This window comes from Neobacillus niacini, assembly GCF_019749295.1.
Lineage (GTDB): Bacteria > Bacillota > Bacilli > Bacillales > Cytobacillaceae > Neobacillus > Neobacillus niacini_D.
Map to the genome: position 1 here is coordinate 43,185 of NZ_JACWFG010000003.1, position 14,516 is coordinate 57,700.

Annotated in this window: 16 protein-coding genes; 6 read left to right on the forward strand and 10 right to left on the reverse strand. The window is 37.3% G+C overall.

What is annotated here, in order from left to right:
- Nucleotides 1–72: 72 nt before the first annotated feature.
- The gene (locus tag H0184_RS05915; protein ID WP_221822556.1) at nt 73–285 is read left to right on the forward strand and encodes a DUF3892 domain-containing protein; all 213 of its coding nucleotides are present in this window, start codon (nt 73–75) and stop codon (nt 283–285) included.
- A gap of 287 nt (nt 286–572) precedes the next feature.
- Here H0184_RS05915 and mntR read toward each other — a convergent pair whose 3' ends face one another.
- The 3 genes from mntR to H0184_RS05930 all read right to left on the reverse strand — a co-directional run bounded on the left by mntR (nt 573) and on the right by H0184_RS05930 (nt 3,753).
- The gene (mntR, locus tag H0184_RS05920) at nt 573–995 is read right to left on the reverse strand and encodes a transcriptional regulator MntR (RefSeq protein WP_221822559.1); all 423 of its coding nucleotides are present in this window, start codon (nt 993–995) and stop codon (nt 573–575) included.
- A 69-nt stretch (nt 996–1,064) separates the two neighbouring features.
- On the reverse strand, nt 1,065–3,245 hold the full coding sequence (locus H0184_RS05925; RefSeq protein ID WP_221822561.1) for a DNA topoisomerase III: 2,181 nt from the start codon (nt 3,243–3,245) through the stop codon (nt 1,065–1,067).
- A gap of 226 nt (nt 3,246–3,471) precedes the next feature.
- The gene (locus H0184_RS05930) at nt 3,472–3,753 is read right to left on the reverse strand and encodes a hypothetical protein (RefSeq protein WP_095251973.1); all 282 of its coding nucleotides are present in this window, start codon (nt 3,751–3,753) and stop codon (nt 3,472–3,474) included.
- Between the two features lie 273 nt (nt 3,754–4,026).
- Here H0184_RS05930 and cspD point away from each other — a divergent pair, with 273 nt between their 5' ends.
- Entirely contained in the window at nt 4,027–4,227 is a 201-nt protein-coding gene (gene cspD / locus H0184_RS05935; RefSeq protein WP_026563856.1) for a cold-shock protein CspD, read from the forward strand.
- Nucleotides 4,228–4,324: 97 nt separating this feature from the next.
- On the opposite strand, the gene H0184_RS05940 is transcribed toward cspD, so the two are convergent.
- Nucleotides 4,325–4,510 (reverse strand): zinc-finger domain-containing protein, encoded by a 186-nt coding sequence (locus H0184_RS05940; RefSeq protein WP_221822562.1) that lies wholly within the window; start codon nt 4,508–4,510, stop codon nt 4,325–4,327.
- Nucleotides 4,511–4,531: 21 nt separating this feature from the next.
- Nucleotides 4,532–5,188, reverse strand: coding sequence for a ribonuclease H family protein (locus H0184_RS05945; protein WP_221822564.1), 657 nt, complete (start codon nt 5,186–5,188; stop codon nt 4,532–4,534).
- Between the two features lie 192 nt (nt 5,189–5,380).
- Between H0184_RS05945 and H0184_RS05950 the strand changes: the two genes are divergently transcribed.
- Nucleotides 5,381–5,788 carry a reverse transcriptase-like protein gene (locus tag H0184_RS05950; RefSeq protein WP_221822566.1) on the forward strand — a complete coding sequence of 136 codons (408 nt, stop codon included), beginning with the start codon at nt 5,381–5,383 and terminating at the stop codon, nt 5,786–5,788.
- A 6-nt stretch (nt 5,789–5,794) separates the two neighbouring features.
- Complete coding sequence (locus H0184_RS05955; protein ID WP_221822568.1) at nt 5,795–6,715, forward strand: DMT family transporter; 921 nt, start codon at nt 5,795–5,797, stop codon at nt 6,713–6,715.
- A 36-nt stretch (nt 6,716–6,751) separates the two neighbouring features.
- Here the strand turns inward: H0184_RS05955 and H0184_RS05960 are convergent, their stop codons facing one another.
- A complete protein-coding gene (locus H0184_RS05960; protein ID WP_221822570.1) occupies nt 6,752–7,021 on the reverse strand; it encodes a DUF6123 family protein in 270 nt (89 codons plus the stop codon).
- Between the two features lie 27 nt (nt 7,022–7,048).
- Complete coding sequence (locus tag H0184_RS05965; RefSeq protein WP_221822572.1) at nt 7,049–7,555, reverse strand: divergent PAP2 family protein; 507 nt, start codon at nt 7,553–7,555, stop codon at nt 7,049–7,051.
- An 86-nt stretch (nt 7,556–7,641) separates the two neighbouring features.
- On the opposite strand from H0184_RS05965, the gene H0184_RS05970 reads away from it, so the two are divergent.
- Nucleotides 7,642–7,779 carry a small, acid-soluble spore protein L gene (locus tag H0184_RS05970; RefSeq protein WP_221822574.1) on the forward strand — a complete coding sequence of 46 codons (138 nt, stop codon included), beginning with the start codon at nt 7,642–7,644 and terminating at the stop codon, nt 7,777–7,779.
- Nucleotides 7,780–7,821: 42 nt separating this feature from the next.
- On the opposite strand, the gene H0184_RS05975 is transcribed toward H0184_RS05970, so the two are convergent.
- From H0184_RS05975 to H0184_RS05985, 3 genes are all read right to left on the reverse strand, one after another.
- Nucleotides 7,822–8,715: a 5'-3' exonuclease gene (locus tag H0184_RS05975; protein WP_313771724.1), complete on the reverse strand. Its 894-nt coding sequence runs from the start codon at nt 8,713–8,715 to the stop codon at nt 7,822–7,824.
- 99 nt (nt 8,716–8,814) lie between these two features.
- Nucleotides 8,815–9,639, reverse strand: coding sequence for a sulfurtransferase (locus tag H0184_RS05980; RefSeq protein WP_221822575.1), 825 nt, complete (start codon nt 9,637–9,639; stop codon nt 8,815–8,817).
- A 21-nt stretch (nt 9,640–9,660) separates the two neighbouring features.
- Entirely contained in the window at nt 9,661–13,317 is a 3,657-nt protein-coding gene (locus tag H0184_RS05985; RefSeq protein WP_221822576.1) for a dynamin family protein, read from the reverse strand.
- A gap of 287 nt (nt 13,318–13,604) precedes the next feature.
- On the opposite strand from H0184_RS05985, the gene H0184_RS05990 reads away from it, so the two are divergent.
- Nucleotides 13,605–14,114, forward strand: coding sequence for a nuclease-related domain-containing protein (locus tag H0184_RS05990; protein WP_221822577.1), 510 nt, complete (start codon nt 13,605–13,607; stop codon nt 14,112–14,114).
- Nucleotides 14,115–14,516: the final 402 nt, after the last annotated feature.

Consider the following 14,516-nt stretch of genomic DNA (forward strand, 5'->3'; position numbering starts at 1 on the left):
TTTTTATTTTCTCCTCTAAGTTTATATTTCGTGAATTTTAGAAAGAATATCGAGGAAAAGGGGGGAAACGTTGTGGAAACAGTCATCGCACTGCATCGGAACCATTTTGGAGAGATCATCAGCTTCGTCACATCCCAAGGTCGTGTTATATCCTATCAAAAAGCAGTGATGGAAGCTGCAAACGGCGTCATCACAGGCGTTCAGGCAACAGAGGATCTAGATGGGAATCTAATCCTCAGCCCAGTCCAAGATCAATCCTTTGACCAATATCCTAATTTATTCTAAATGGGATAGAGCACAATGAAAATAGGTTTCATGAAGACCATTTCGAAAGTGTCTTCCTTGAAAAAGGTCTCATGAACCGTTTATGAAGCTCTTTTTAGTATTATCCTTATTAAAATGGGTCTCATGATGAGGTTATGGAGACCTTTTTAGCAATTTCTTTATTGAAATTGGCCTCATAAAGTGTTCATGAATCCCGTTTTGATACATTTTTTAGTAAAATAGTTCTCATGAATCATGGATTCCGGGAACAACAGTAAAGCACCTGGCGCAAACCAGGTGCTTTAACATTAATCAGCTTCATTTTGTCGTTGAATTTCTTTTAATGCTTCTATTCTCGTTTCATCTTCTTGAAAAAATTGAACGAGGTCCACAATTCTTTCAATGGAATCCCAGCTTAGGTGGTGCTCGATTCCTTCAACATCATTATAGATATTTTCATCTTTGACACCGATGATTTTTAGAAATTGTTCAAGTAAATCATGTCTAAATACCAGGCGTTTTCCAATCTTATTACCTTTCGTGGTTAAGCTGAAGCCCCTGTATTTTTCATAGACTAAATATTCATCTTTGTCTAGCTTTTGGACCATTTTTGTTACTGAGGAGGGATGAACAGATAGTGCCTCTGCGATATCCGAAACTCGGGCATATCCTTTTTCTTCAATTAACATATATATTTGCTCTATATAATCTTCCATACTAGGTGTTGGCATCCCTTACCTCCAAAAAAATTACTCTCCTAAAAGTTTACTATAGAAAAAAATTAGTGACAAGTTGAATTATCACTTTGTCACACTTTTGGAACTTTGTTCTTCAAATAAAAACTTAATCCTATTCTCTTGATCATCTAGGAAAAGTCTGGCATTGAACGTTTTATCCTTATTCGTAAATCCTTCTATCAGCTCTGTTTTACCTTCAGTTAAAAGGAGTTTAACATTCTTTTGGGTAATGTTTTTCCCTAGAATCTTTTTGGAAATAGTAAAATTACACTGGTTTTTTTGGTAGTTCGAACAGCCGTAAAAGCTTCCCTTGTCAACAATTGAGCCATCACACTTTTTACATTTTCCAAGTTTTGTACCACCCTTCCCCTTTGTCATTCTCTTACTCGGGGTAAAGTTGTCACGGATATCCTCAGGGAATGCCCAATTGGCTGAGTTCCCAACTCCTTGTGAAATTAAATGGAAAACCATTTTATTGGTTTGCTCCATAAAGTTCTTTGGAGAAGCAGATCCTTCAGAAATCTCTTTTAATTTCTGCTCCCATTTCGCTGTCATTTCAGGAGAAGCTAGTATTTCCTGTCCAATTGCTTCTATCAATATCCTTGCTTTTGCAGTTGCATAAACTAGATTCTTTCTTACATCGATATACTTTCTATCCTTCAACATGGTAATGATTCCGGCTCTTGTCGCCTCGGTGCCAAGACCTTCTGTCTTAGATAAAATTCTCTCCATTTCCTTGTCTTCAATATGCTTGCCGGCCGTCTTCATTAACGTGATTAACTGTCCTTCAGTATAGCGTTTAGGAGGCTGCGTCTGGCTTTCCTTTACATCCACCTTCGTCGTACGACCCTGTTCGCCCTTGGTCAATTGAGGAAGTGCAGGTTCATCCTCTTTTTCTTTTTGGTTGATTACCTTCCTCCAGCCTTCTTCAATTTGAACCTTTCCCTTGGATTGAAATAATGCTCGTCCATCTACTAAAGTTGACACCGTCGTATATTCAGCTATTGCTTTTTTGTAATGCGCCGCAATTAAACTTGTGACAATGAGGTCGTAAAGTTTCTTTTCATCTGGATCAAGTCTATCAACATTTGGAATTTGTTCAGTAGGTATTATGGCGTAGTGATCTGTAACCTTTTTTTCGTTCACATAGCGCTTATTATCAACAATGGATTCAACTGGCAGCGGAAAAAATTTCTCATAACCATTAATATGACTTAACTTCGTAAGTATTTCAGGAAAGGTATTCGCCTCTTCCTTCGTTACATGCCGCGAATCCGAGCGGGGATAGGATACATTCCCTTTTTGATATAGTTTTTGCAGTACATCAAGGGTTTTCTTCGGTGGAAATTTATAGCGTTTATTCGCTTCAGCTTGAAGAGCTGAAAGATTATAGAGTAGTGGAGGTAAAAACTCTTTTCTGTCAGATTGAACATCTGAAACCTCAGCCGGCTTTTCTCGGCAGAACGCCGCAACCTTCTCCGCCATTTCTCTTGTTTTTACCCGCGTTTCTCCATCATTCTGCCATTTCCCACTATATTTCTTGCCATTTATATTAAAATGGGCGATTACCTCCCAAAATGGCTCAGACTTGAAATTTTCAATTTCTATTTCTCTTTTTACAATTAATGCTAAGGTTGGGGTCTGTACTCTTCCTACCGAAAACACATCAGAAAATCCTTGTTTTTGCAATAGCAAACTATAAAGCCGCGAGGCATTCATGCCAACAACCCAGTCAGCACATGCCCGGGTATACGCTTCGTAATATAAATTTCTAGTATGGTCTTCGTCTAATAATTTATTAAATCCTTCGCGAATGGAGTTAGCTGTTAAAGATGAGATCCAGAGGCGTTTCATAGGCTTTTTACAGCCTGTGATTCGCAGGATATTACGAATAATTAGTTCACCTTCACGCCCAGCATCACCGGCATGGATAATTTCTGTTACCGCAGGATTATTTACTAGCTTTTGAATAACGGAAAATTGTTTTACTTTATCCTTCGTTACTTCATATTGGAATTGAGTTGGAATCATTGGCAGATTATCCAAAGACCATTTCTTCCATCCCGGCTCATACGTCTCTGGATTAACAAGCTGACACAAATGCCCAATCGCCCATGTGACATAGGCACCGTTTGGAAAAGTCTCATTTGGGAATATCTCAATAAAACCATTTTGTTTTTTATTTTTAAAAATAGAAGCCAGTGTTGTACCTTGGTCTGGCTTTTCAGCAATAATTAATTTCATTATGATTGCTCCTTTTGATAAAGCATCCAGCATCCATTTTCCCACTTCATTCGTCTTTTTGTAAAGGATAAAAATATATCCATTAGTAGACCAATAGATTGATACATTATATAACTGACTCTAATTGGTAGATTTTTCATTCGATATACAGAGGTATATTATTTATGTCTCCTTTGTGACAAATAAAAAAAATGGGCAGTCAACTGTTGACCGCCCACTTGCCGTATTATTGTATTAGTTTCAAGGTTGAATCCTGCATATACCAATTTTCTTCTGGAATAATATTCGAAACTGTCAAGATAAATGATGGAATCCTTTCAACATCAAAAACGATTGCACCTATCTTCTTGGTAAACATGAGAAAGGCATCACCATGTGAATACGATGATAAATCATTTCCGATTTGAAGCAATGACATCAAGACTACTTGTTTTTCTTCGGCTTCGATGAAGACCTGCGGCGAGAATCTTAAAATCCATTCATCTCCCTCAATCGAAAATCGGTACATTATTCCTCACCCTTTATCAACCATTTTTATAAGAATATGAAGCTGATAAAATTTTATGTTCAGATAGATTATTAATTTTGAATATTGCATGATAATGCAATCTATTGGTTAAAAAAGCGCTTACTTTCCTTGACTGCCCAAAAATATTCATGTTATATTTAAAGCGTCATGTATCATTAATGAAATAGTAATTATATTATCTTTATGTACATGATAATATTTATCATTGGCACTTAAAATAAGTGTCTTGAAAGTCTTAGGAGGAAATAGTAAATGCAAAACGGTAAAGTAAAATGGTTCAACAATGAAAAAGGTTTCGGTTTTATCGAAGTTGAAGGCGGAGACGATGTATTCGTACATTTCAGCGCTATTACTGGCGAAGGCTTTAAGTCTTTAGAAGAAGGCCAAGAAGTTTCTTTCGAAATCGTTGAAGGAAACCGCGGACCTCAAGCTGCTAACGTAGTAAAACTTTAATCCCTATAACCAACCAAAGGCTGACGAATACCGTCAGCCTTTTTCTATTTTATTAGGTGCATTATTGGAATAAACTATAAGTCCGTGAATCTGTCCATCATATAAGTTTTTTTCCATATTCCTGCAGCTTTTCCCCTACAGTGCATTGTGAAATACAAAAGCGGTGTGCATACCTCCTGCCGCCCTCTTGTTTAAACTGTTGATGCACAAAACAACCATTACAGTATTCACCTAACAGGGACTCAACTTGGTTAAAAAGTTCTTTTCTGCTCGAGTTTTTCACGAGTCAAAGGCACCTCGTTTCTTAAATAATTTGTGTCTTTGCGTAGATTTCCTTCCCCTCTAACGCCTGAGTAGCCAATTTATCTGCTTCTTTATTATCATTTCTAGGTATTGGAGTGTACTTAGGTGTAAGGGAGAGCGCTTTTATTTTTTCTTCAATCCTGTCAAGCCACGCATTAAGCACATCTTCATAACACGGCCATTCGCCTTCAAGCTGCTTTAAGACGACCTGCGAGTCCCCTTTAAATTTACAAGGCAGGTGATGAACACCCAATTCTTCTAATATCGTTAAGGCATAATAAAAGGCAGCATATTCAGCTTCATTATTCGTTTCCAACTCATCAAACACTTCATTCGCCCTAATGCGGTATTTCTTTTTCCCTTGTTTAAAAAATATAACTACTCCAAGACCAGCAGTATTGGTTTCCTTTTGAAAACCACCATCAAAATATACAGTCACTTCATGAGGATCATCTTCAATTTCAGTAACCAGCTTCTTTAATTCCTTTAAAATCCATGATGTCCCTACTTCATCATAAAAATAGATGTCACTTGCTTTCCCAAGCTTTTCAAGATCTTCACCAGCTTGTATAGCCAATTCCGTAGAAATCCAATCAGAGGTAAATTGTATTTTTTCACTTTTGCCTGTTTTATAATTCCACTCAAGTCTATACTTCATGTTTTCAACCTTCCTTTAATAATTTCTGAGTTGAAAAGTAAGAATCAATGATTGGCACTTTCTTACAATATGTTTTAATATCTAATCTTAGCATACCCACTTCAACAAAGTGGAAATAGGAAAATTATTTTTCCTGCGTTTTGTGTTAGAGTATGATAAACTTTCAATTATTATGAAACTGGAGGGTCTGCTTTGATTGAAGTTTATATTGATGGGGCCAGTGCTGGTAACCCGGGACCTAGCGGTGCTGGTATTTTTATTAAAGGGAATGGGACAGCAGAAAAATTTTCAATTCCACTCGGTATCATGTCAAATCACGAAGCTGAATATCATGCCTTTATTAAAGCATTAGAGATTTGTTTAGAAAAGGGCTACTCACATAGCGTAGTATCATTTCGTACGGATTCAGAATTGGTTAATAAAGCTGTGGAAAAAGAATTTGCCAAAAATAAATTATATGCCCCACTTTTAGAAAAAGCGTTACAATTATCTAGACAATTTGACTTATTTTTTATGAAATGGATACCAAGCATTGAAAATAAATCAGCGGATGAATTAGCACGTCTTGCCATTAGAAAAAACACAACGGAGGAAGAATAACGCAACATGAAAAAGCCTATTTTTGCTGATATCAGCTTACTTTTTGTCACATTTGTTTGGGGTACAACCTTTGTTCTTGTTCAAAATGCAATTGGACTTCTCGAACCATTTTCCTTTAACGGAGTTCGTTTTTTAGCTGCGGCATTATTGCTTCTATTATGGTTAGTTATCTTTGAACGTAAGCAGCTGGCATTCCTAAATGCAAAAATAATCGCCTCAGGATTTTTTATTGGATTTTGGCTCTTCCTAGGCTATGCCACGCAAACAGTGGGCTTATTATATACGACCACTTCTAAAGCAGGTTTCATTACTGGGCTAAGTGTAGTCTTTGTTCCACTCTTTTCAATGTTTTTGTTAAAACAGTTTCCAAGTAGAAATGCAGTGGTCGGAGTATCGATTGCAACTATTGGTTTATTTTTACTAACGATGACAGATGTTTCTTCCTTAAATATTGGTGATGGTCTTGTATTTATATGTGCCATCAGCTTTGCTTTGCATATCATTTTTACTGGGAAGTTCTCAAGCAAATATCCAACCTTACTATTAACCGTGATTCAACTTTCTACAGTGGCAATATTATCCACCATTTCTGCTCTTTTCTTCGAGGATTGGAGGAAATCCTTTAACGTAGACATTCTCCTCTCACAGGATGTCATCATTGCCTTGGTAATCACGAGTGTATTTGCTACTGCTTTAGCATTTTTAATTCAAACTAATTTCCAAAAATATACTACTGCTACGAGGGTAGCGTTAATTTTTGCGATGGAACCAGTTTTTGCTGCAATAGCAGGCTATTACTGGGCAGCTGAACGCTTATCATATAGTGCTCTATTTGGGTGCTTACTAATTTTTGCAGGGATGATTTTTGCAGAGCTTCCTGCAAACAAATTCCCATTACTCAGGAAAAACAAAAGCTTTCAGGGTTAAACAAAAGTCCTCCCAACTCCGGGAGGACTTTTGCGTTTATATTGCCAATAGTTCTCTTTCTTTAACGAACTTCAGGGCTGCATTTCTTGTTTGTATCTTGCTCGAAACAAGGGTTTCTAATAATGACACATAAAAGCTGCCATCAAAGCTTTTCTGTGCTTTTAGTGTGATCTCTATTGCGGAATTAATCAATTCATCGGAAGCATTTGTATAATGTTTTCCGAAATAAATAAACCCAATTGCATCCTCTTGAAATTGAAATCCTTTTCCTTCTAGGTAGTGCAAGTACTCATCAACTGTTCGCACTGGCTTCTCCATCCCTCTCCAAGCAATCTAAAACCATCTACTATCAGATTTTAACTTAAATTTCGACAATTTTCTACTCTTTTTTGTGCATAAATGCCCAACTACTCCTACTAATGCCCCAAGAACGGCACCGCCAATTACCTCTTCTGGCTGATGTCCTAACATTTCCTTTAGCTTTTTAGGCGCTTCTTGTTCAAATTCTACACTCTCTTCTTTGTCTACTTTTTCAATTAGATCATGCATGGAATTGACTTTTAAGGTAAGTTCACCTGTTTGACGTCTAATTCCCTGTGCATCATACATAACAATTAACCCGTAAACAAGTGAGAGAGCAAAATCGAACGTTGGCAGTCCTCGTTGTAAAGCAATATAGGTGGTAAGAGTGGAGACTCCTGCTGAGTGGGAGCTTGGCATTCCGCCTGTTTGAAAAAAGAGGTCCGGGCGCCACTCTTTCTTTTTATAATAATGAATCGGGATCTTTAATCCCTGTGCTAAAGCAATACTGGACAGGGCTAAATAAACACCTTTGTTCATTTTTATCACCTCTTATCTTTATTGTTTAGAAAGTTGAGTTTTATTATTCTTGCGTGGAAATACTAAAAAAATGGGAGGTGACGAAGATGAGCAAAAATGGTCATGCTAATCGCGGTGTAAAAGCACCTGGTGTCAATAAACAAGGTTATGGACAAGACGCAGAGTTTGCTGAGGAGCCAAAAAGTAAATTAGAAAATGCACAAAAGAAAAAAAATACAAAATAACGGAATGGAAAGAGGCTGCCCTATTTAGGACAGCCTCACAGTTTAAGAAATAAATGATGCCTCAAGCGGAAGCAGACGGTGCAATCCGCGAAGTTCTAATTCATTTAATTTGTCTAAAGCTTTATCTTTTTCAATTTTGAGTCCTGCTTGCTGCAAGTCACAGCTTACTGGGACATCACACTTAATTTCCGCAAGAATGCGTGATAAGTGGAGCATCTCTAAATCCTGCTCAATTTTCGTTTTGTGTGATTTTGATAGACGATCTAAGTTAGAAATAATTCCCTCAACATGTTCAAATTCCTTTAAAAGTTTCAGTGCAGTCTTCTCACCGATCCCCTTCACTCCTGGGTAATTATCACTCGGATCGCCCATTAGTGCTTTTAAATCGATCATTTGACGAGGTTTGATGCCTTTTTCTTCAAAGAAAGTATCAGGTGTATGAACGAGATAATTCCCATAGCCTTTTTTCAATAAAATAACCGAAATACTTTCATCTAGCAGCTGCAGGATATCCTGGTCACCCGTTAGGATTGAAACATGTGCATGCTCTCTAGCTTGATATGCAATCGTTCCAATACAGTCATCTGCTTCATAGCCCGCTAACCCAATGTTAGGGATATCAAAAGCGGCAACTACTTCTTTTACTATATCAAACTGGGGTATTAACTCAACTGGTGCTTCCCCGCGATTTCCTTTATAAGCGTCAAATAACTCAGACCTGAACGTTTTACTGCCCATATCCCAGCAAACTGCAACATGGGATGGGTTAAAGGAAGAGACTGCAGTAAATAAATGTTTTATAAAGCCGTGAATTCCATTTGTCGGAATTCCTTTTGAATTTATCATAAATTGACCTGTTACAGCGGTAGCGTAAAAAGCACGAAATAACAGCGCCATTCCATCAACGAGCATAAGTGAAGGTTTTTGATTTTCCAAGGTATTGACCTCCTAAATTAAAAGCAGAAGCGCCTTAAGCAGGCGCTGGTGCTAGAAATATTGATTAAAACAACACGGCTTTTATTATAACATAAAAAACTAACCTATTTCGTTTTCATCATAGGAAATCCAATCGCTAAAACTTCCCAAGTAAAGTTTTACCTTTTCGAATCCAGCTGCCTTTAATGACAGAAAATTAGGTGCTGCTGTTACGCCTGAACCGCAATATACAATGATTTGACTCTCAGGACTGATGTCTGTAAAACGTTGTTTTTGGACATCTGCAGGCTTATAATAACCAGCACTTAATCCTTCAAACCATGGCTTATTAAGTGCCCCGGGAATTCGCCCGGCTTTTTTATCAATGGGTTCCTCTAATCCTAAATATCGTCTTTCTTCCCTTGAATCGATAAGGATGGTATGGGGGTCTTGTCCACGCGACACTTCTCTTACTTCCTCCATACTTGCTAGCACTTCATGATTCATATTTGTCTTAAAGGCAGCTCTATTGAATGTTGGTACCTCGGCGGTTATCGGATAATTTACTTCGATCCAGCCTTTAAAGCCGCCATCTAATACATATACTTTTTCATGACCAAGATATTGCAGAAGCCACCAAAATCTCGCTGCAAAAGCTCCTTCTCCTTGATCATACGCAATAACTGTTGTACGTTCATCAATACCAGCTTGTTCAAGTTTTTGGATAAAGTCGTCTATGTTAGGCAATGGGTGTCTTCCGCCATGTTTCCCCGCTGGTCCAGACAAATCCTTCTCTAAATCAAAATAAACGGCTCCAGGAATATGACTTTTCTCATATTCCTGGCGGCCTTTTTCAGGATTACCCAAAGAAAAGGAGCAATCAATAACACGTACTTGCTCATGTAAATTTTTTAAAAGCCACTCTTTGTCGATAATAAAATTCATCATAATCCCCCAGTGATATAGTTACTTTAACTCATCCAGTTTTTGATAAACTTCTTCTAATACATCGAGTGATACTCCGCCATCTAGGGCTGTAAGAAGGCTCAAATAGAAATCTTCTGTCTGCTCTTCTATCTGGGTGGTTAATTGCTCGAATTGATCACTTATAATACGAGAGTAATAAACTTTTAAGTTTTCACCTTCAGACTTAAGATAATCATCTGCAGGTCCATTTAAAACTTGATATAACTCATCGCTCATTAGCTTCTTTTCATTTTTTTCAAAGAAAGATTTTGGATTTTTAAAATAGGACAGTGCTTTCGTAAACAGCTGTTTGTTTACATTACGAAAAGCTAATGGAAATTCGATTTCCTCATCATGCTTCATTTCAAAAGGTGAAAATGACAAATCTTGATTGATTTCGCTCATATTTCGCGAAAGGGCTGTATGGTAATCGGCCATAACTTTTCCGGCAAATGCGTCCAATCTAACCGTGGTGGCTCTAAGCTCTTGGGCGAAGTCAAACCCGAGGCTTTCTAACAATTCATCCAATGATGATTGTACGGCCTTTTTCAAATTTCTCCCATCATCCCTTAAGACAGCTGGATTAAATGCCTCTTTAAAGAAATCACCAAAACGAAGGAATACCCTTTGTTTAATATAGTAAATGAGTTCCTCACCCTCTAAGGTAATTCTCTTTTGTAACGCTTCTGGTGATTGTTTATCCAGCATTTCTTTTATCATCGCTTTTTGTTTCTCTATTTCAGAGCGTTTTTTCTCTTTTACGGATTGATCCTCTTTTGAGTTCTGGATTAGTTTATATACCAATTCCTGCACACGATTTAATTCATTCCCTGCAGAGGTAATGGCCATTTCAGTCAGATCATTTGAAATAAAATGGTAGAAATCACTCTCAAAATCTCCCATCCCTGACTTGGTGTTCACGTTAGGCTCCAGCTTTTCCTTTAAAGCGAATAGACTTGACAATGGATAGAGATGTGGATTTCTGATTCCATATTTTATTAATTGCTCTGTTACATACTCTGCAACATCTTCCTTCTCTTCCTCATTTTCGGCTAAGTCAATGGCATTGATAATAAAGAACATTTTATCAAGCTGGAACGACTCCTTTACTCGTCCAAGCTGGATTAGGAATTCCCGATCAGCCTTAGAGAAAGCATGGTTATAGTACGTAACAAACAAGATAGCATCGGAATTTTTAATATAATCAAATGCTACCCCTGTATGGCGTGCATTTATCGAGTCAGCCCCTGGTGTATCAACAAGTGTAATCCCTTTGCGTGTCAATTCACAATCATAGTAAAGTTCAATCCACTCCACAAAACAGGACTTCTCTTCTAATGCAACGAAATCAGGAAAGGCAGTTAAGTCAGTTTCAAGGATTGAACCTAGTTGCTGACCATGCAGACTAAAACCTTTCTTAAATGCTTGTAAAAAAGCAAAATGTGTCTTTTCCGCTACACCTTCCTGGCCCTCTTCGAGCATGACCTTATCGATTTCTCTGGATGCCTCTCCCAAGGAAGGGCTTTGCAAATCAAATAATTTCAATGAGCGGTTAACATCCTCAAGCATTGCATTCGCTTCTTTAAATTTTACGAGTACAGTTCCGTGCTGATAGGCTTCTGTTACTGGTTTAATTTTATTTATGGCGGCCGTTGTCGGATTTGGTGATACTGGCAGCACCTTTTCACCCATCAATGCATTGGCAAAGGATGATTTACCCGCGCTAAATGCTCCAAACAAAGCCACTGTAAACCCCTTGTGTGCCAAACGGTCTGCTTTGTCCTCCAATTCTTTAGCAAGCTTTTGAAATCCTGGTAAATTGTCGATTACCTTCGTAGATTGCTCTAAGCGTGCAACCATGTTTTGTAGATGATTTCGAGCTATTTCGGTTTCATTTTGTTTTACCTTATTCTCTTTGACCTTTGTAACTGGTGGTTTTTTTTGCATAGTTTCTTTCTCTGGAAGTGACTGACCGTATACTACTTCGGCTTCTTCATCCTCTTGTTCAAAAAGCAAGTTCTCATCATTTTGAATTTCTACTGTCTCATTTAGCAGCTTCTCTACCGTTGTTTTTTTATCTGCATTTTCTTTCTCAAAATCGGTTATCTCAGAAAGGGCGCTTACGTATTGTTCAATATTTTTGAACTCTTCTTGATACATTTGTGTTACCTTTTTTGTTTTTGCTTCTAGTACTGGTATGAGGGCATGTTTAAAATCTGCAATCCCCTCTTTTGCAATTTTTTTAATTCCATTTGCCAGGTCTTCTGTGTAGTGAAGCACATATTCACCTGACAACCGTGCACCTTGTTTCACCGTTTTAACAATCAATTCAATGGGAACTTCAATTGAAAACGATTGTGCTTTATTTTGAAGCTCTGGATCATCCAGACTATTGTTCTTTAGGATACCAATTAAATATTCACGCAAATGCCATTCAAGCTGTGATTTCGTTCTCTCTTGTAAATCCTGAAATAAGCGATCAAGCCTTGCATTCTTTTCTTCGACTGTTTTTTGTTTCGAAAAAAGGAACCCTACCTTGAATTCAGGCTGTGATGCTTCAAGAAATCTTTCCGCTAATTCTCTTGTTTGAAAAGGCATTAAATAAGCATTATTTAAGATCTTTGTTATTTCTTTGTCCATCTCCTTTTCACTTTCCTCCACACCTTTTTCAAGCGTCTGAAGGTTTGATCTTAGGGTTTGGTAGGTTTGCGTAACTTGCTGTTTTTCATCCTCCGGCAGCTCATTTAACACGTCATAAATAGGCTGAAGCTCCTCTTCCCGTTTATTCCGATCTTGGTCAAGATAATCTTGAGCTATTTTTTTCAACGAATGAAAAATAGACTGGTTTAAAAGTTGGTCCTTGTTCTTCAATTTCTTGGTGATAAAATCTTTTAACTCATTAAATTCATTTAATTTATGGTCTTGGAACTTTAAAGAAGTATAAAAGATTCGTGCCGGTTTTACGCCCCATGCAGAAAAGGAATCCTGGACACTTTCTTGAAATTGCCGGAATGACAGTTCCTCTTCTTTGTGCTTATCCACCTGATTAATAACAAGATAAACTTCTTTACCTGCTTCTGTTAACTCTTTTGTAAATAAAAAGTTCAGCTCTGCTTGGACATGATTATAATCCATCACATATAAAACGAGGTCAGCAAGGTGAATTGCTGATTCCGTTGCTACTCGATGGGCGTCATCCGCAGAGTCAATTCCTGGTGTATCCATAATGACAGTATTAGCTGGAAGCTGGGAGTCAGCATGACTAATTTCGATTTCTTCGATACTGTCGCCATCCTTACAATATTTCTTCACCAATTCGTAATCGTATGGTGCCAGGTACACACGCGGTTTCTCATTTTTGAAAAAAACCTTAGCGTATTCTTCTCCAGATTTCACCTTTACTAGGTTCGCACTGGTGGGAATGGGACTTGAAGGCAGCAAATTCTCACCGACCACTTTGTTGATCATTGTTGATTTTCCAGCTGAGAAATGACCACAAAAAGCAATCATAAATTCCCTATTTTGAAGCTTTTTTGCCAGTTGCTTTATTTTTTCTGCATTTTCGGTATCACCTTGCTTTGAAAGATATTCATATAAAGCAAGTATCTTATTTTTAAGTGACGATATGGTTTCTTGCTTGTTAGCCGTTTGCACCATGATTTCTTCCCCTTGTTCACAACTTTGTAATATTTTATATTTTATACGATAATTCGAACTTTTCCTATCGTGAATATTCAAATTGTTAACATAATATTCATACATGATCTTTTCTTCTTAAGGTACTATTGTAGTATTACATGTTAAGGATGTGGAAAATGGCCTATAAAGAGCGTATCGAGTCAGATGAATTTAAATAGTATAAATCCTTGAACAATCGTAAGGTTTTATCCTTCAAGGAGAAAATAAACTATTTAAATCTTGAAAAAGGTTTTAAAGGGGAGGTTATGTTTGATCAAATAATTGAAAAAAATCTGGACTCAAGAAAATTTTTAGTGTTGAATGATTTACTGCTAGAAACAAACTCTACAAATTTTCAAATAGACTCCTTTATCATTAGCGAAAGTACCAATTTTCCATGTGAAGTGAAAAATTTCGAAGGTGATTATTACTTTGAATCTGATCAGTTTTTTGCAATAAATGAAACTGAAATTCAGAATCCGCTAGACCAAATAAAAAGAAGTGATACTTTGCTCAGGCAAATGTTTCAAAAGAAAAAATACTCTACCTCCCTAAAATCAAACGTTTTCTTTGTCAATCCTGCATTTACCCTCTATCAGGCACCAATGCACAAGCCAATTATTTATCCAACACAACTTACTAAATACTTTGAGGAATTAAATGCGATGCCCTCCGTACTAAACGAAAATCACTATAAACTTGCAGACTATCTAGTAAAGGAACATAAAATAACTTCTCCCTACACTCGATTACCCCTTATACATATGAGCAATTGAATAAAGGCTTGACCTGCTTCTCATGTCATTCCTTTTCAGTTAAAGCTGGAGAAACTAAAATTTTGTGCAGTTTATGCGGTTGTATAGAATTGGTCGAGGATGGGATACTGCGTTCAATAAGAGAACTACAGCTACTCTTTCCCGAAATAAAAATCACCACCAATTTGGTATTTGAATGGTGTAAGGTAATTGAATCTAAAAAACAGATTAGGCGAATTTTGAAAAAGAACTTCACAATAGTGGGAACGCGGCATTCTACGTACTATATGTAATAATTTATCTGAATTGGTGGTGGAGTGACCGAATACTCTTTTCCATTTGGTCTTCGGTCACTCCAGACCACTTGCATTTACCCAAACGCTTTTTCCGTATGCTCTTCGGTCACTCCAGACACCCTGCATT